17 protein-coding genes are annotated in these 17,288 nt (G+C 72.9%); 6 read left to right on the forward strand and 11 right to left on the reverse strand.

Annotated features, from left to right (window positions below; all coding sequences use genetic code 11):
• Window positions 1-122: 122 nt before the first annotated feature.
• Window positions 123-2,441, forward strand: a complete 2,319-nt coding sequence (locus CWN80_RS10235) for a molybdopterin cofactor-binding domain-containing protein (RefSeq protein ID WP_007925631.1) — start codon at window positions 123-125, stop codon at window positions 2,439-2,441.
• Window positions 2,442-2,452: 11 nt separating this feature from the next.
• Entirely contained in the window at window positions 2,453-2,929 is a 477-nt protein-coding gene (locus tag CWN80_RS10240) for a (2Fe-2S)-binding protein (RefSeq protein ID WP_007925630.1), read from the forward strand.
• Window positions 2,930-2,941: 12 nt separating this feature from the next.
• On the opposite strand, the gene htpX is transcribed toward CWN80_RS10240, so the two are convergent.
• The 11 genes from htpX to CWN80_RS10295 all read right to left on the reverse strand — a co-directional run bounded on the left by htpX (window position 2,942) and on the right by CWN80_RS10295 (window position 12,443).
• A complete protein-coding gene (gene htpX, locus CWN80_RS10245; protein ID WP_040880797.1) occupies window positions 2,942-3,793 on the reverse strand; it encodes a zinc metalloprotease HtpX in 852 nt (283 codons plus the stop codon).
• 23 nt (window positions 3,794-3,816) lie between these two features.
• Entirely contained in the window at window positions 3,817-5,316 is a 1,500-nt protein-coding gene (locus tag CWN80_RS10250; RefSeq protein ID WP_128277242.1) for a proton-conducting transporter transmembrane domain-containing protein, read from the reverse strand.
• Window positions 5,313-6,785 carry a complex I subunit 4 family protein gene (locus CWN80_RS10255; RefSeq protein ID WP_128277243.1) on the reverse strand — a complete coding sequence of 491 codons (1,473 nt, stop codon included), beginning with the start codon at window positions 6,783-6,785 and terminating at the stop codon, window positions 5,313-5,315. The genes CWN80_RS10250 and CWN80_RS10255 overlap by 4 nt, the downstream gene beginning before the upstream one ends.
• The gene (locus CWN80_RS10260) at window positions 6,782-8,629 is read right to left on the reverse strand and encodes an NADH-quinone oxidoreductase subunit 5 family protein (protein ID WP_128277244.1); all 1,848 of its coding nucleotides are present in this window, start codon (window positions 8,627-8,629) and stop codon (window positions 6,782-6,784) included. Before CWN80_RS10260 ends, CWN80_RS10255 begins: the two co-directional genes overlap by 4 nt.
• Window positions 8,626-8,925 carry an NADH-quinone oxidoreductase subunit NuoK gene (gene nuoK / locus CWN80_RS10265; RefSeq protein ID WP_007925622.1) on the reverse strand — a complete coding sequence of 100 codons (300 nt, stop codon included), beginning with the start codon at window positions 8,923-8,925 and terminating at the stop codon, window positions 8,626-8,628. The genes CWN80_RS10260 and nuoK overlap by 4 nt, the downstream gene beginning before the upstream one ends.
• Complete coding sequence (locus tag CWN80_RS10270) at window positions 8,922-9,434, reverse strand: NADH-quinone oxidoreductase subunit J family protein (protein WP_007925620.1); 513 nt, start codon at window positions 9,432-9,434, stop codon at window positions 8,922-8,924. Before CWN80_RS10270 ends, nuoK begins: the two co-directional genes overlap by 4 nt.
• Window positions 9,431-9,952 carry a NuoI/complex I 23 kDa subunit family protein gene (locus CWN80_RS10275; protein WP_007925618.1) on the reverse strand — a complete coding sequence of 174 codons (522 nt, stop codon included), beginning with the start codon at window positions 9,950-9,952 and terminating at the stop codon, window positions 9,431-9,433. The genes CWN80_RS10270 and CWN80_RS10275 overlap by 4 nt, the downstream gene beginning before the upstream one ends.
• Complete coding sequence (gene nuoH, locus CWN80_RS10280) at window positions 9,949-10,905, reverse strand: NADH-quinone oxidoreductase subunit NuoH (RefSeq protein ID WP_007925617.1); 957 nt, start codon at window positions 10,903-10,905, stop codon at window positions 9,949-9,951. Before nuoH ends, CWN80_RS10275 begins: the two co-directional genes overlap by 4 nt.
• Before the next feature lie 61 nt (window positions 10,906-10,966).
• On the reverse strand, window positions 10,967-11,491 hold the full coding sequence (locus CWN80_RS10285) for an NADH-quinone oxidoreductase subunit C (protein WP_007925615.1): 525 nt from the start codon (window positions 11,489-11,491) through the stop codon (window positions 10,967-10,969).
• Window position 11,492: 1 nt separating this feature from the next.
• On the reverse strand, window positions 11,493-12,056 hold the full coding sequence (locus CWN80_RS10290; protein WP_051987866.1) for an NADH-quinone oxidoreductase subunit B: 564 nt from the start codon (window positions 12,054-12,056) through the stop codon (window positions 11,493-11,495).
• A 30-nt stretch (window positions 12,057-12,086) separates the two neighbouring features.
• A complete protein-coding gene (locus CWN80_RS10295; protein ID WP_007925610.1) occupies window positions 12,087-12,443 on the reverse strand; it encodes an NADH-quinone oxidoreductase subunit A in 357 nt (118 codons plus the stop codon).
• Between the two features lie 127 nt (window positions 12,444-12,570).
• Between CWN80_RS10295 and CWN80_RS10300 the strand changes: the two genes are divergently transcribed.
• The 4 genes from CWN80_RS10300 (at window position 12,571) to CWN80_RS10315 (ending at window position 17,288) form a co-directional block, all read left to right on the forward strand.
• Window positions 12,571-14,208: a M20/M25/M40 family metallo-hydrolase gene (locus CWN80_RS10300; RefSeq protein WP_238148189.1), complete on the forward strand. Its 1,638-nt coding sequence runs from the start codon at window positions 12,571-12,573 to the stop codon at window positions 14,206-14,208.
• 153 nt (window positions 14,209-14,361) lie between these two features.
• Window positions 14,362-14,766: a DUF4870 domain-containing protein gene (locus CWN80_RS10305; protein ID WP_007925608.1), complete on the forward strand. Its 405-nt coding sequence runs from the start codon at window positions 14,362-14,364 to the stop codon at window positions 14,764-14,766.
• A complete protein-coding gene (locus CWN80_RS10310) occupies window positions 14,763-15,215 on the forward strand; it encodes a hypothetical protein (RefSeq protein WP_007925607.1) in 453 nt (150 codons plus the stop codon). The genes CWN80_RS10305 and CWN80_RS10310 overlap by 4 nt, the downstream gene beginning before the upstream one ends.
• A gap of 201 nt (window positions 15,216-15,416) precedes the next feature.
• Window positions 15,417-17,288, forward strand: a complete 1,872-nt coding sequence (locus tag CWN80_RS10315) for a 2-oxoacid:acceptor oxidoreductase subunit alpha (RefSeq protein WP_007925606.1) — start codon at window positions 15,417-15,419, stop codon at window positions 17,286-17,288.

Here is a 17,288-nt window from a genome sequence, read left to right on the forward strand (position 1 = left end):
CACCCCCGGGGCCGGCACGCCGTGCCACATGGTGGACGCCGGGTCCCCTCCGGTGGCGAGCCTCCGGTGGCAGGTGTCTACTGCTGGGTAACGACGACGATGTCGATCCCCTGGAGGCAGCCATGTCGGACCACCACACCATCGCCGAGCGCGTGGGCACCGGGCCCAGCCGTCGTACCTTCCTCGGGTACGTCATCGCCGGCGCCACCCTCGTCACGGGGGCGGAGATGAGTCTGGGCACCGAGTCCGCCGAGGCGGTCGTGCCCACCCCGCCACAGCCGGCCGAGATCCTCGACCTCAACGACCTGCTCACCCTGGCGGCCGCCCCGACGTCCGCACTCATCACGGTGACCATCGGCTCCGACGGACGCGCCTCCTTCGCCCTGCCGCGGGCCGAGGTCGGGCAGGGCATCGTCACCTCGACCGCGATGATCATCGCGGAGGAGCTCGACCTGCCCGTCGACCGGGTCGACGTCAGCCTCGCCGAGGCGCGGCCAGAGCTGCTCTTCAACCAGCTGACGGGCGGCTCCAACACGACGATCTCGACGTACACGCCGATCCGCGTCGCCGCGGCCCTGGCACGGCAGCAGCTGCTGCGGGCCGCCGCGACGGTGCTCGGCACCACCATCGACGCCCTGACCATCAAGGCCGGCATCATCAGCGACGCGCTCGGCAACACGCTGGGCTTCGGCGAGCTCGCTCAGCGCGCTGCCGTCACGAAGACGACGCGGGCCCAGGTCTCCCTCAAGGAGGGCTCGGCGCGCACGGTCGTCGGCACGCCCCAGGGGCGCACCGATGCACGGGCCGCGGTGACGGGGGCCAAGATCTTCGCCATGGACGTCAAGGTCGCCGACGCCCTGCCGACGATGGTCTGTCGCCCACCGACGCACAACGGCCGCCCGGTCGCGCTGCGCAACGCGGCCGAGATCACGGCCATGCCGGGCGTCACGGACGTCGTCAAGATCGCCACGGGCATCGCGGTGCGGGCCCGGACCTTCGGCCAGTGCATCGACGCGATCCAGCGGATGGACGTGGAGTGGGAAGGGGGCCGCCTCGCCGGCGCCTCCGACGCCTCCGTCCTCGCAGGCGTGCGCAAGGCGGAGCTGCCGATGCTCACCCCCAAGGTGTCGCTGCTCGCCAAGAAGGTCGACGCCTCCTTCACCTTCCGCTTCCGCAGCAACTCCTCCCTCGAGCCCAACTGCGCGATCGCCGACGTGCGCTCCGGGTCGGCGACCATCTGGGGCTCCCTGAAGTCGCCGGTCGTCGCCCAGGAAAACATCGCCCTCGAGCTGGGCCTGCCCGTCTCCAAGGTCAAGGTCCACGTCACCCAGGGCGGCGGGTCCTTCGGCCGCAAGCTCTTCCACGACGCGGCCCTCGAGGCCGCGCGCATCTCGAAGGCGATGGGCAAGCCGGTGCGCCTGATGTGGCACCGGGCCGACGAGCCCCGGCAGGGCCGGCTGCACCCGCTGGCGACCTCCCGGGTCCGGGCGGCCTACCTCGGCGGTGACGTCCTCTCCTTCGAGCAGAAGCACACGAGCGTCACGACCGACTTCGGCCACGGGCTGGGCGACATCATCACCAACCACGCGGCGAAGCTGCCGGTCGGGCAGCTGACCTTCGCGCAGACGATCTTCGCCCTGACCCAGGAGCTGCCCTACAACTTCGGCCTGGTGACGCAGTCGCTGACGGAGACGGACGACCGCTTCAACACCGGCAGCATGCGCCAGATCTACTCCCCCGACGTGCGCTGCGCCAACGAGCTGGTCGTCGACGAGCTCGCCCGCCGGATGCGTCTGGACCCGCTGGCCTTCCGGCGCAAGTTCCTCCGGGACAAGCGGGCCGAGGCCGCGCTCGACAAGGTCGCCGAGATCGGTGACTGGGGGCGCGACATGCCGGAGGGGACCGCGCAGGGCATCGCGATCCACAAGGAGTACAAGGGGGCGACGGCCTGCCTCGTCGAGATCGACTGCCGCCCCGAGACGGTCGACCGCAAGGTCCGTGACGCGGTGACCGGACCCCGGGTGACAAAGGTCGTCTTCGCCGTCGACGCCGGGCTGGTCATCAACCCGATGGGTCTCGAGGCGCAGATGCTCGGCGGGGTCATGGACGGCATCGGCCTGGCCCTGACGTCGAGCTGCCACCTCGAGGAGGGGCACTTCCTCGAGGCGAGTTGGGACAACTACTTCTACACCCGGCAGTGGAATGTCCCCCCGGAGATCACCGTCGAGATCATGCCCTCGGACTCGAAGCAGCCCGGCGGCGCCGGCGAGGCGGGCGTCGCCTCGAGCTTCGCCGCCATCGCCTGCGCCTACGCCCGGGCCACCGGTCGCATGCCCACGGAGTTCCCCATCAACCACGCCGACCCGGTGACCTTCGAGGTCAAGAGCTTCGTCCCGTCCGTGCCCCAGTCCCCGACCGACGGTCTCGACCACACCCGCTGAGGAGCGCCGCCATGTCCAGTCACACCTTCGTCCTCAACGGCGAAAAGGTCACCGTCGACGTCGAGCCCGGCGTGCGCCTCCTGTGGGTCCTGCGGGACGTCCTCGGCGTCACCGGCCCCAAGTACGGGTGCGGGATCAATGTCTGCAAGGCGTGCACGTCGCACATCAACGGCAAGGCCTTCAACCCCTGCGCCGTGCCGATCGACAAGATCTCGGAGAGCGACGAGATCACGACGATCGAGGGTCTCGCCGACACCGTCGACGACGACCTGCACCCGATGCAGGAGGCATGGATCGAGCACGACGTCGCGCAGTGCGGCTACTGCCAGCCGGGCCAGATCATGGCCGCGGTCGCCCTCGTGCGCAAGGTGCAGCGGGAGGGCCGCGCGATCACGGAGGCCGACCTCGACACGATCCGCAATGTCTGCCGGTGCGGCACCTACCCGCGCATCCGCGACGCGATCAAGGACGGCGCCCAGCGCATGTGAGCGCCTGCCCGATCAGCGCTGGTGGTAGCCCCCGACCATCCCCTCGAGCCGCGCGATGCGGTCGGCCATCGGCGGGTGGGTGCTGAAGAGCTTGGACATGTCGCGGGCGCTGAAGGGGTTGGCGATCATCATGTGGCTCGCATTCTGCAGCTGCGGCGTCGGCTCGAGCGGTGCCCGCTGCACGCCCAGCTCGAGCTTGCGCAGGGCGGAGGCCAGGGCGAGCGGATCGCCGGTCAGCCGGGCGCCGTCCTCGTCGGCGTCGTACTCACGGGTGCGTGAGATCGCCATCTGGATGACCATCGCCGCGAAGGGGGCCAGCAGCGCCACCACGATGGCGGCGATCGGGTTGCGGTCTCGCCCGCCGAACCACAGCGCCATGGAGGCGACGGAGGAGACGACGCCGGCGATGGCACCGGCGACCGAGCCGGTGAGGATGTCGCGGTTGTAGACGTGCATGAGCTCGTGGCCGAGGACCCCGCGCAGCTCGCGCTCGTCGAGCAGCTGGAGGATCCCCTCGGTGCAGCACACGGCGGCGTGATCGGGGTTGCGCCCGGTGGCGAAGGCATTGGGCGCGGCCGTCGGGCTGACGTACAGGCGCGGCATCGGCTGATTGGCGCGCTGGCTCAGCTCCTGGACGATCCGGTACATCTGCGGGAACTGCTGCGGGTCGGCCGGCACGGCGCGCATCGCCTTGATGGCCAGCTTGTCGGAGTTCCAGTACGTGTAGGCCGTCGTCGCGACACCGAAGAGCGCGAAGAGCCACAGGTAGCGGGCCCCGCCGATGCCGTAGCCGACGAGGAGCAACAAGGAGAAGATGGCGCCGAAGAGCGCTGCGGTCTTCAGCCCGTTGAAGTGGTTGTGCATGTCATCTCCAACGTCGCGACGGGTCAGGTCGTTCCCGCGCCGAGGAGCACGACCGGCGCGAGGGTGGCGGCGAGCAGCACGAGACCGCTGACGACGGCGATGACCGTGGCGGTGGTGTCGACGTCCTCGGGGGCCCGCGGGCCCTCCTCGGGACGCAGCACGAGGGCCACCCACCGCAGGTAGACGGCCAGACCGACGACGGCCGCGACGACGGCGGGCAGGGCGACCCACCACAGCCCCTGGTCGGCGAGGGGCCGCAGCGCGAGGAACTTGGCGAGCAGTCCCGCGACGCCCGGCGGCAGCCCGGCGAGGGTGAGCAGCGCGAGCGTGAGCACCGCGGCGTGCAGGGGCCGGCGCCGCAGCAGACCGCGGTCGTCCTCGAGCGAGCGGGGCCCGTCGACGGACAGGGCCGCGACGACCGCGAGCGCGGCGACGACCGCGACGACGTAGACGGCGAGGTAGCCGATGGCGGCGGCCGTGTCGGCGGCGACGAGCGGTGCCAGCACCCAGCCGCCCTGCGTCACGCCGGACCACGCGATGAGCCGAAGGGGGTCGCTCGCCCGCAGGGCGAGCACCGCGCCGAGGAGCATGGAGAGCACTGCGAGCACCGACAGGGCCGGCTGGACGGCGGCGTGCACGCTGACGGCACCGCGGACGACGGCCGTGAGACCACCGAGGGCGGCGACCGTCGAGACACTGGCGAGGAGCAGGGTGACCTCGACGCCGGCCCGCGGGTAGGTCGTCGGCGCCCAGGCGTGGAAGGGCACGAGCGAGAGCTTGAAGCCGACGGCCGCGACGAGCAGGACGATGCCGAGGGTGAGCACCGGTCGCAGCAGCTCCTCCTGCCCGGGCGCCCACGATGCGGCCCCGCCGAGCCGGATGCTGCCGGTGGCCGTGACCCACAGGCCGGCGCCGACGACGGCGACGGCGAAGGAGGCGATCGAGGTCGTCACGAGGTTGAGCGCACCGCTGTCGCGGGTGCCTCCCCGCAGGACGGCGAGCGCGACGATCGGCAGCGTGGCCAGCTCGAGCCCGACGAGCCAAGTGCCGAGGTCGTGGGCGACGGCGACGACGGTCGCGCCGGTGACGGTGGCCAGGAGCAGCGCCACCTCGACCCCGGGGTCGGCGTGCGCGCGTCCGTCGGGGCCCTCGGTGGGCAGGCCCCGCGCGCGGGCGAGCAGGGCGAGCACCGCGAGCCCTGCAGCGGCGGCGAGGGTCTGGAGCAGCGCGCCGGGGCCGTCGACCCGCATGAGGCAGTCGCTGGCGACGAGCCCGGGTGGGTCGGCGACGGCCAGCGCCGGGTCGTCGGCGAAGCACAGCGTCGCGATCTCACCTCCGCCTGCGGCGCGCAGGCGCAGGACGACGGAGGCCACGAGCGAGAGGGTCAGCGCGAGGGCGCCGACGACGAGGGCCGGCAGGCGGCGGCGGGGGGTGACGGCGTCGACCGCGAGGGCGGCGACGGCACCGAGCGCGGGCGCGAGGACAGGGGCGGCGATGCCGAGGGCCAGCGTGGGCGTACTCATCGCGTCACCACCCCCGCGAGGGCCGGCTCGGTCACGGCGAGCAGCAGGCCGGGCACGAGCCCGAGGACGACGACGGCCAGGCCGAGCAGGGCGGCCGGCAGCAGGTCGGTGCGGGCGATCTCCCGGGCCCCGTCGGCGCCCGCGTCGCCCTCGCCCCACCACACAGCGCGCAGGACACGGAGGGAGTAGGCGGCACCGAGCGCGGCGCCGATCGCCGCGACGACGGCGCACACGACGAAGACCGTGGCGGGCCGCCCTGCGGCCGGGTCGAGCGCCGCCACGACCGCGACGACCTCACCCCAGAAGCCGGCGAGGCCGGGCAGGCCGAGGCCCGCGGCGAAGCCGAGGACGAGCAGCAGACCCGTGGCGGGAGCGCCCTCCCGCAGGGCGGCCCGGGGGCGACTCAGGTCGTCGTCGCCCCACTGCTGCTTGAGCGCCCCGACGAGGAGGAAGAGCAGGGCCGAGATCACGCCGTGCGCGATGTTGGCGTAGAGGGCCGCGGCGACGCCGGTGTCGCTGCCGCTCGCGAGCGCGAGGGCGACGAAGCCCATGTGCGCGATCGAGGACCAGGCGACGAGCCGCTTGAGCTCGCGCTCGACGAGGCAGACGAGGCCGCCCCAGACGATGCCGACGACACCGCAGATCGCGAGCACCGGGGCGACGCGGGCGAAGCCGTCGGGGACCGTGGCCAGCGGGAGCCGGACCAGGCCGTAGGTGCCCATCTTGAGCAGCACGGCGGCCAGCAGCATCGACCCTGCCGTCGGCGCCGTGGTGTGGGCGAGCGGCAGCCACGAGTGCAGCGGCCACACGGGCACCTTGACCGCCAGACCGAGGGTGAGCAGCACGGCGACGAGCAGCTGGGTCGTCGAGCCGAGGCCTTGGCCGCCGGTGGCTGCGAGCGCGCCGAGGTCGGCGGTCCCGGCGCGGCTCACGAGCAGCAGCACCCCGAGGAGCATGAGGGTGGAGCCGAGGCCGGTGTAGAGCACGAAGCGGGCCCCGGCCTCGCGGCGGGCCTGCGGGTCGCGGTCGTCGCCGAAGCGGGTGATGAGCACCCAGACGGGCACGAGCACCAGCTCGAAGGCGACGACGAAGAGCAGCGCGTCTCGCGCGGCGAAGGTGGCGACCGCCCCGGCGAGCGTGAGCATGAGGCACCCGACGAAAGTCGCGGAGCTGCCTCCTCTGGGCTGCTGCGACCACGTGGTCAGGCAGGCGGCCGCGGTGACGGCTGCGGCGAGCACCGCGAGCGGCCCGCTGATGCCGTCGAGGGCGAGGTGGACGCGCAGATCGAGGGTCGGCAGCCACGGGAAGTCGACGACCGCGCCGCTCCCCCACGCGACCCCGACGAGCCCGAGGGTGGCGAGGGCGCCGGCCAGCCCCGCACGGGCGGCGACCCGTCCGGACAGCTCGGTGCCGCCCCCGAGGAGCACGGCCCCCAGGAGCAGCGGCAGGACGCAGGCGAGGCCGATCACGAGGGACCCACCAGGGCGAGGGCGGTGACGAGGCCGAGGAGGAGCAGCCCGCCCCCGAGCAGGACCAGGCCGGAGGTCGGCCGGCTGCGGCGGTGCCCGGCCGTCCCGGCGTCGGACAGGCCGAGCACGCCCCAGGCCGCGCCGCGGACGTAGGTGTCGAGGACGGCCCGGTCGACGAAGGAGACGAGGCGGCCGGCGGCGGTGACGGGCGTGACGACGAGGACCTGCTGGGCGCGGTCGAGGCCCAGGCCCGCGCCGACGGCACGCCCGACCGGGCCGTCGGCGAGCCGGCCCTGCGCGCCGAGGCGCTCGAGGGCGTAGCCGAGGACGATGCCGGCGACGACGAGCAGGAGCACGAGGGCGAAGAGCCCGAGGGGTACGTGCCCGGTCGCGGGTAGTCGGACCCCGAGGGCCAGACCACCGATGGTGCTCGCGACGGCGAGGACGAGCAGGACACCGGCGACGGCACCGGGCATGACCGCCCGCGAGCGCACCCGCTCCTGCTCGCCGATGACGACGAGGAGCAGCACCCGGGTCGCGTAGGCGGCGGTGAGCACGACGGTGAGGAGCAGCGCGGCGAGGACGAGGTGGGCGACCGGCCCCCGCGCGCCGATGTCGTCGCCCACGGCCGCGACGACGTGCTCCTTGGTGAGGCCGCCGAGGACGAGCGGCACCCCGGCGAGGGAGACGAGCCCGGCGGCCCAGGCGACGAGGGCGACGGGGTGGGCCCGGCCGCTGCCGACGAGGGCCCGGGCGGCGGTGGAGCCGCGGGTCGTCGCGAGCCACCCGACGGTGAGGAAGAGCAGCGCCTTGAAGATCGCGTGCCCGTAGAGGTGACCGAGCGCGGCCCCCGCGGTGTGGCCGGCTCCCGCCGCGGCGAGGGGGGCGAGCATGACGCCGACCTGGCTGATCGTCGACCAGGCGAGCACCCGCTTGACGTCGGGCTCGGCAAGGGCGCAGAGGGCGGCGAGCACCATGGTCACCGCGACGGAGAGCCCGAGGAGGGCGCGGGCCGCGTCGGCCCGCAGGAGGAGCGGGAGCAGCTGGGTGAGGACGACGGTGCCGGCCGCGACCATCGTCGCGGCGTGGATCAGGGCGGAGGCCGGGGTCGGGCCCTGCATCGCGTCGAGCAGCCAGTGGTGGAAGGGCAGCTGCGCCGACTTGCCGAGCACCCCGATGACGAGGAGCACGAGCGCGGCCGACCGCGTCCCGGGGTCGGCGGCCGCCGAGGTCCAGTGGTCGACGACGCCCGCGCGGGCGGTGGTGCCGGCGCCGGCGACGAGCACGGCGGTGCCGAGGACCAGCCCGACGTCGGCGACCCGGGTGACGAGGAAGGCGGCGTGCGCTGCGCGCCGGGGCTCGGGACGACGGGACCAGTGCCCGATGAGCAGCCACGAGCACCACCCCATGACCTCCCAGCCGACGACGGTGAGCAGCAGGTCGGCGGACAGGACGACGAGGAGCATCGCCGCGCTGAAGAGCGCCACGGTCGCGTGGAAGCTGCCGCGCCGGTCGTCGTCGGCGAGGTACCACGCGGAGTAGACCTGCACGAGCGCGGTGATGAGGGCGACGACGAGGGCGAGGAAGGCGCTCGTCGCCGACAGCGCCACGCCCAGCGGCATGTCGAGCCCCCCGAAGACGTGGCCGGGCCCGGTCGCGAGCTCCTCGGCGAAGGGAGCCCCGCGCGCCCCCGTCGGGGCGCCGGCGAGCGCGACGACCGCGAGGACGAGGGTGGCAGCGCCCCCGACGACGGCGACGAAGGCGGCCAGGGTGCCCCGTCGGGCGATGCCCAGGGTGAGCGCGGCGGTCAGGCTCGGCAGCGCGAGCAGGGCCCAGGCCGTCATCCGGCGTCCTGTGACAGGTCGATGTGGGCGCGGCGCCGGTAGGCCGCGACGATGACGGCCAGGGCGATGACGACCTCGGCTGCCGCGATGGTGATGACGAAGAGCGTGAGCACCTGGCCGGACCACGTGCCGTCCGCGCCGAGGGCGCCCGCGGTGACGAGGAGCAGGCCGCCGCCGGCGAGCACGAGCTCGGCGCCGACGAGGAAGAGGACGGCGTGGCGGCGGGCGAGCATGCCGTAGAGCCCGAGCGCGACGAGCACGCAGGCGAGCGTGTAGGGGCCGGCGGTGTGGATCATCGCTCCTCCCCCGGCGGGGTCGCGGTGAGGCCGGAGACGGCGAAGGCCCCGACGAGGGCGGCGAGCAGCAGTAGCGAGAGCAGCTCGAAGGGCCACACCCACGTCGAGAAGATCTGACGGGCCAGCTCGTCAGTGCCGCCGGGGCGCAGCTCGGCGCGTGCGGCGGTCGGCAGGAGCACGGAGGCGATGAGGGCGCCGGTGCCCGCGCCGACGAGCGCGGCGAGCACCCGGTGGCCTGGGCCGGTCGAGTGCTCGGTGCGCGGGCCGATGGGTGCCCGGGTCAGCATGAGCGCGACGACGACGAGGACGACGACGGCCCCGACGTAGACGAGCACCTGCACGAGGGCGACGAGCTCGGCGCCCAGCACGAGGTAGCAGCCGGCGAGCCCGAGCAGGGCGACGACGAGCCAGAGTGCCGAGTGGACGACCTGGCGGGTGGTCACCGCGAGCGCGGCGGCGGCAGCGGTCACGAGCCCGGTGGCGGCGAAGGCGAGGTCGAGACCGGTCACCGGCGTCCCCCGCGGGCCGGTTTGTTGGCGGAGGTCACCTCGGGCGCCTCGGCGGCGCCGGGGTCGAGCGGCGGCGGTGCCGGCACGTCGGCCGCCCACTGCCCGAGGCGCTCCTTCTCGTGGAGGAGGTCACGGATGTCGGTCTCGGCGTACTCGAACTGCGGGCTCCAGAAGAGGGCGTCGAAGGGGCAGACCTCGATGCAGATGCCGCAGTACATGCACAGCGAGAAGTCGATGGCGAAGCGGTCGAGGACATTGCGCTGACGGGCCCGGCCCCCTTCCTTCGCCGGCGGCACCTCCTCCTTGTGCGAGTCGATGTGGATGCACCAGTCGGGGCACTCGCGGGCGCAGAGCATGCACGAGGTGCAGTTGCTCTCGACGAGGGCGATGACGCCGCGCGAGCGGGCCGGCAGCTCGGGGGCGACGTCGGGGTACTCGGCCGTGTGCGGCCGGGAGAAGAGCTGGCGGGCGGTCGTGGCCATGCCGGTGACGAGCCCGGGGACGAAGTCCTTGCTCACGCGGTCACCACCACCCCGACGGCCGTGAGGCCGAGCTGGGCGAGCGCGAGCGGCACGAGCACCGTCCACGCGAGCCGCTGCAGCTGGTCCTCACGCATCCGCGGCCACGAGACCCGCACCCAGATGATGAGCAGCACGACGAGCGCCCCCTTGAGCAGGGTCCACAGCCAGCCGAGCTGGTCGGCGAAGGGCCCCTGCCAGCCCCCGAGCCACAGGATGCCGAAGAGCAGCCCCATGACGACCATCCCGGCGTACTCGGCGAGCATGAAGAAGGCGAAGCGCAGCCCGGTGTACTCGGTCCACGGACCCATGACGACCTCGCTGTCGGCGATCGGTGCGTCGAAGGGGGGTCGCTGCAGCTCCGCGGTCGCGGCCACGAGGAAGACGACCGCCCCGGGCAGCTGCCACAGCAGCCACCACGGCGACCAGGCCTCGACGACCCCGGCGAGGGAGAGCGTGCCGGCAGCCATGGCGATCGAGGCCACGGACAGGACGAGGGGCAGCTCGTAGGCGAGCAGCTGTGCGGCAGAGCGCATCCCGCCGACGAGGGCGTACTTATTGGCGCTCGCCCACCCGGCCATGAGGGTGCCGAGCACCCCGACCCCGGTCACGGCGAGCACGAGCAGCAGGCTGCCCGGCACCTCGGCCGCGGCGACCCCGGGGTGGACGGGCAGCAGCGCGATGGCGATGAGGTAGGGCACGAGCGCGACGGCCGGCGCGAGGCGGAAGACGGCCCGGTCCGCGGCCGCGGGGGTGATGTCCTCCTTCTGCACGAACTTCACGCCGTCGGCGACGAGCTGGGCCCAGCCGTGGAATCCGCCGGCGTACATCGGGCCGAGGCGGCCCTGCATGTGCGCCATGACCTTGTGCTCGGTCTGGCCCGCGGCGAGGGGCAGGACGAGCACGGCGGCGAGCGCCGCGAGTGAGCGGAGGGAGATCTCGAGCAGGCTCATGGCGCCCCCACCACACCACACGCTCCCTGAGGAGGTCGCCCGGCGACCGTCTCGAAGGGAGTCATGACTGCCCCCACTCCGGCCCGGGCACGCCGGGCGCGGAGACGCGGCGCCGGCTGGGCGACTTCGCCGAGTGGCCCTCGCCGGGCTCCTTGCCACCCGGCCACGGCCGGGTGGCGCGTGAGGCGAGGACGAAGGACTTGCGCAGCGGCGTGCCCTCGAAGCCGTCCGGCAGGAGCAGCGGCCGCAGCCCGAGGCCGGTGCCGTCGGCGAAGCCGTCGAAGTGCTGGCCGAACATCTCGTGCGTCTCGCGCTCGTGCCACGCCGCACCGGCGAAGATCCCGGTGAGGCTGTGCAGGGACTCGCCCAGGGGCACCCGGGTGCGCATGAGCAGGGTCCGCTGGTCCCGCTCGGGGGTCGGGCGCGGGTCGATGAGGTGGCAGACGACGTCGAGGCCGGGGTCATCGGCGCGGTCGCTCTCGTCGACGGCGCTCAGCCAGTCGAAGAAGGTGTAGCCGCGGTCGCGCGCGTCACCGACGGCTCGCAGCCACTCCGGTGGGGAGACGGTGAGGTCCTCCTGGGGCACGTCAGACCCCCTTCGTCGGGCGTCGCAGGAGGCCGCGGCGCACCTCGCCGGCCGCCGCGGACCGGTGGCCGGCGTAGCGGGCGCGCAGCGCCGGGGTCGAGAGCGACTCGGCGGCGATCTTGTCCTGGAGGGTGAGGATCCCGTGGAGCAGCGCCTCGGGGCGCGGCGGGCAGCCGGGGACGTAGACGTCGACGGGGATGAGCTGGTCGACCCCCTTCGTCACGGAGTAGCTGTCCCAGTAGGGGCCGCCGGAGTTGGAGCAGGCGCCGAAGGAGATGACGTACTTCGGCTCGGGCATCTGGTCGTACAGCCGGCGGATCGCCGGCGCCATCTTGTCGGTGACCGTGCCGGAGACGACCATGAGGTCGGCCTGGCGCGGGCCGGGGGCGAAGGGGATGACCCCGAGCCGGATGAAGTCGTGCCGCGCCATCGACGCGGCGATGAACTCGATGGCGCAGCAAGCCAGCCCGAAGTTGAAGACCCACAGCGAGTAGCGCCGGCCCCAGTTGAGGACGACCTTCATCGGGCGCGGGGCATGGGCGCCCACGGCACCCACGCGCGGCATCGGCAGGTCGGTCGTCACGCGGTCACCACCTCAGGTCCACCGCAGCAGCCCGCGGCGCACGGCGTGCACGAGACCCAGCAGGACGACCCCGATGAAGATCGCCACCTCGAGCAGGCTGACGAGCCCGAGGTCGGTGCGCAGCACGAGGGCCCACGGGAAGAGGTAGACCGCGTCGACGGCGAAGACGACGTAGAGGAAGGCGTAGGCGAGGTAGCGCACCCGGGTCTGGGCCCAGTCCTGCCCGACGGGGTCGACACCGGACTCATAGGTCGTCAGCTTGGCGCGGGTGGGGGCCGCAGGGGCGATGAGGCGACGGGCGGTGTAGGCCGCGACGACGAGCAGCACGCCCACGACGAGCGTGCCGGCGACGACGAGGTAACCATCCACGCCCCGCACCCTATCCGCGCCGCCCGCCGAATCGGCGCCGGCAAGGCCACCACGGCGAGGCCCGATCCTCTAGGTTGCGACCCACCAGGTGGGCAACTTCGCCTACCGACCACGGGAGGAAAGACACGTGCGATCACGTACAGCAGCCGCCACCGCGGCCGCCGCGACCGCTGCCCTGGCACTCGCCACCGTCGCCACGGGCCCGAGCCACGCGGAGGAACCCACCGCGTCGGACCGGATGACCACCGCAGTCACCGTCGAGGGGGTCACCGAGCACCTGCAGGCCCTGCAGGACATCGCCGACGCCAACGACGGCAACCGCGGCGCCGGCACCTCGGGCTACGAGGCGAGCGCCGCCTACGTCGAGGAGACCCTCGAGGAGGCCGGCTACACGACGCAGCGGCAGGAGTTCTCCTTCGTCTACGAGGAGGTCCACGAGGACAGCCTGACGGAGGTCGCCCCCGACGCGCGGACCGTCGAGGCGGTCCCGATGTCGTACAGCCAGCCGACCCCCGACGAGGGCGTCTCCGCCGAGCTCGTCGCGCCGAGCACCGCCACCGGCTGCACCGCCGACGAGTACGACGGGGTCGACGCCACCGACAAGATCGCCATCGTCGAGCGCGGCGTGTGCCCTTTCGGCGACAAGGCCATAGCGGCCAAGGCCGCCGGCGCTGACGCCGTGATCATCGCCAACAACACCGACGGCGTGCTCAACGGCACTCTCGGCGGCGTCGACGAGGACGGCGTCCCGGCCACCGGCATCACCCAGTCCGAGGGCGCGGCCCTGCTCGCCAAGATGGAGAGCGGTCCGGTGACGATGAAGCTCGTGCTCACCAAGACGATGGAGGAGCGCCAGACCTTCAACGTCATCGCGGAGACCGACGAGGGCAGCAGCGACGACGTCGTCATGGTCGGCGCCCACCTCGACAGCGTCCACGACGGCGCGGGGATCAACGACAACGGCTCCGGCACGGCGGCGATCCTCGAGACCGCGGTCCAGCTCAAGGCGGTCGGCGGCCAGCACCGCAACAAGGTGCGCTTCGCCTTCTGGGGCGCCGAGGAGCTCGGCCTGCTCGGCTCCGACCACTACGTCGCCGACCTGCAGGCCAACGACCCGCAGGGGCTGGAGAGCATCTCCTCCTACCTCAACTTCGACATGGTGGGCTCGCCCAACCACATCATCGGTGTCTACGACGCCGACCAGTCGACCTACGAGGCCCCGGTCGAGGTGCCCGAGGGCTCCGCCGACATCGAGGCCGTCCTCACCGACTACTTCGACGGCATCGACCAGGCCTGGGTCGACACCGAGTTCTCCGGGCGCAGCGACTACTCCGCCTTCATCGCGGCCGGCATCCCGGCCTCCGGTCTCTTCACCGGGGCCGACGGGATCAAGACGCAGGAGGAGGTGGCGCTCTTCGGTGGCACCGCGGGGATCCAGCACGACCCCAACTACCACACGCCGCAGGACGACATCGACAACATCAACAGCGAGGCGCTCGACGTCAACAGCGACGCCATCGCCCACGCGACGATCACCCTCGCCGAGCCGATCATCGAGGACCCGGGCACCGACGAGCCCGGCACCGACGAGCCGGGCACCGACGAGCCGGGCACCGACGAGCCGGGCACGGAGGAGCCAGAGCGTCCCGACGTCGTCCAGACCGACGGCACCGGCACGGATGGCGGCGCGGCCGGCGCCCTGCTGCTCGCCGCGCTCGGCGCGGGCGGCGTCCTCGTGGCCCGACGGCGGGCGCTGCAGGACTGACCCGGTCGCAGCACGGGCGAAGGGGGACGGCGCGGCCGTCCCCCTTCGTCGTGCCGGGGGTGGGGCTGGCCCCACCGCGACCCGGCGGCGCACCGCATGGTCCCGGCACCCTCCGAGCGGGCAGAGTTGACCCCGACACCACAGGAGGCACCCATGACCGAGCACCCGCAGACCCCGCCCCAGCAGGGGGCGCCCTACACCCCGCAGCCGCTCTCGCCGACCGAGGAGCGCAACCTCGGGTTGATCGCCCACCTCGTGCCCGCGGTCCTGCTGCCGCTGAGCGCCGGCACCCTCGGCTTCCTCGGGTCGCTCGTCATCTACCTCATGTACAAGGACCGCGGGCCCTTCGTCCGCCAGCACGCGGCCAACAGCCTCAACGTGCAGATCATCACCGCGATCCTGCTGCTGGCCTCGACCGTGCTGATGATCGTCTTCATCGGCTTCCTGACCTACGGTCTCGTCATCGTCGTCGCGACCGTCATCCACGTCATCGGCGCGGTCAAGGCCAACAACGGCGAGTGGTGGACCCCACCGCTCACCCCGCAGCTGGTGAAGTGACCGCGAGCGCGACCGGGGTCGTCGTCGCCGGGCACGGCGTCGCCTCCGGCCGGGCGGGCGACTCCCCCTTCGCCGCCGGGACGATCGAGCTCCAGGCCCCGCACTTCCGGGCGCGGGGCCTGGAGCTCTCGGCGTACCTGCTCGCGACGGTCAACGTCGACCTCGCGCCGTGGCGGCTGGTCCTGCGGGAGCCGCGGTGGACCTTCGCCGACGTCGAGTGGACCCGGGTGCACCCGCCGGAGACCTTTTCCTTCGTCGAGTGCACGGTGACCCGTGACGGCGCCGCCGTCGACGGGCTCGTCTACCACCCGCACCCGGAGACCAAGCCGATGCACCACCAGCCGTCGACGGTCGTCGAGCTGCTGCTGCCGCACCTGCCGGGGCTGACGCCGGGCGAGACCCTCACGCTGCAGGTCGACCCGCGTCAGGCCGTGCTCACCGACCGGTGACGAGCACCTCGGTCAGCTCGGCATCGACCCGGCGGCTCCGGACCCCCTTCGGCGTGGGTCCGGAGCCTTCGTCCATAACGTGACGTTATCCATCTCATAACGTGACCGACTGAAATCGGAAGGCAGGTCCGCCTTACCATGGACGGACGCCCCGGGGGACCCCGCGGCACGACCGACCTGCAAGGGGCACGACCACCCACCATGAGCAGCACAGCGACAGCCCAGGCCAAGGACCGCGTCATCATCCGCTTCGCCGGTGACTCCGGTGACGGCATGCAGATGACGGGAGACCGGTTCACCGCCGACAGCGCCGCGCTGGGCAACGACCTGTCGACCCTGCCGAACTTCCCCGCGGAGATCCGCGCCCCCCAGGGCACGATCCCGGGCGTCAGCTCCTTCCAGCTGCACTTCGCCAGCTGGGACATCCTCACCCCGGGCGACGCCCCCGACGTGCTCGTCGCGATGAACCCCGCGGCCCTCAAGGCCAATCTCGCCGACGTGCCCCGCGGCGCGACGATCATCGTCAACACCGACGAGTTCACCACGCGCAACCTCAAGAAGGTCGGCTGGACCACCAGCCCGGTCGACGACGACACCCTCGAGTCCTGGCACGTCCACGCCCTGCCCCTGACGTCGATCACCGTCGAGGCGCTCGCCGACTTCGACTCGCTGACGCGCAAGGAGAAGGAGCGGGCGAAGAACATGTTCGCCCTCGGCCTGCTGTCGTGGATGTACTCGCGCCCGACGAGCGCGACCGAGGACTTCCTCACCTCGAAGTTCGGCGCCAAGCCCGACATCCTCGCCGCCAACCTCGCCGCCCTGCGCGCCGGCTGGAACTACGGCGAGACGACCGAGGACTTCGCCGTCCCCTTCACCGTCGCAGCCGCACCCACCCCGCCCGGCACCTACCGCAACATCACCGGCAACACCGCACTCTCCCTCGGCCTCGTCGCCGGTGCGCACCGCGCCGGCCGCCCGCTCGTGCTCGGCTCCTACCCGATCACTCCTGCGAGCGACATCCTCCACGCCCTCTCCGGCTTCAAGCGCCACGGCGTGACGACCGTGCAGGCCGAGGACGAGATCGCCGGCATCGGCGTCGCGCTCGGCGCCTCCTTCGGCGGCGCGGTCGGGGTGACGACGACGTCCGGCCCGGGCGTCGCGCTGAAGTCGGAGACGATCGGCCTGGCCGTGAGCCTCGAGCTGCCGCTCGTCATCGTCGACGTCCAGCGCGGCGGGCCCTCGACCGGCCTGCCGACCAAGACCGAGCAGTCCGACCTGCTGCAGGCGATGTTCGGCCGCAACGGCGAGTCGCCCGTGCCGATCATCGCCCCGCAGACCTCGGCCGACTGCTTCGACGCGGCCCTGGAGGCCGTGCGGATCGCGACGGTCTACCGCACCCCCGTCTTCGTGCTCTCCGACGGCTACCTGGCCAACGGTTCCGAGCCCTGGCAGGTGCCGCAGGTCGCGGACCTGCCGAGCTTCCCCGCCGAGCTGGCCACCGAGCCCAATGCCACGGACGCGAAGGGCAATCCCACCTTCCACCCCTACGTCCGGGACGAGGCGACGCTGGCCCGCCCGTGGGCGGTGCCCGGCACGCCCGGTCTCGAGCACCGCATCGGTGGCATCGAGAAGGACGCCGTCACCGGCAACATCTCCTACGACCCCGACAACCACGACCTCATGGTCCGCACCCGCCAGGCCAAGGTCGACAAGATCGCCGACTCCATCGGCGACCTCGAGGTCGACGACCCGAGCGGCGAGGCCAAGGTCCTCGTCCTCGGCTGGGGCTCGACCTACGGGCCCAACCTCGCGGCGGTGCGCCGCCTGCGCTCGGCCGGCAAGGCCGTCGCCCACGCGCACCTGCGCCACCTGAACCCCTTCCCGGCCAACACCGGCGAGGTCCTCGCCCGCTACGACCGCGTCATCGTCCCCGAGATGAACCTCGGGCAGCTGGCGATGCTGCTGCGCGCGAAGTACCTCGTCGACGTCCGGTCCCACACCTCGGTCCGCGGCCTGCCCTTCAAGGTCGCCGACCTGGCCGAGGTCATCGACGCAGCCCTCCAGGAGGTCTGA

It is taken from the genome of Janibacter hoylei PVAS-1 (assembly GCF_004025845.1).
GTDB classification, from domain to species: Bacteria; Actinomycetota; Actinomycetes; order Actinomycetales; family Dermatophilaceae; genus Janibacter; species Janibacter hoylei.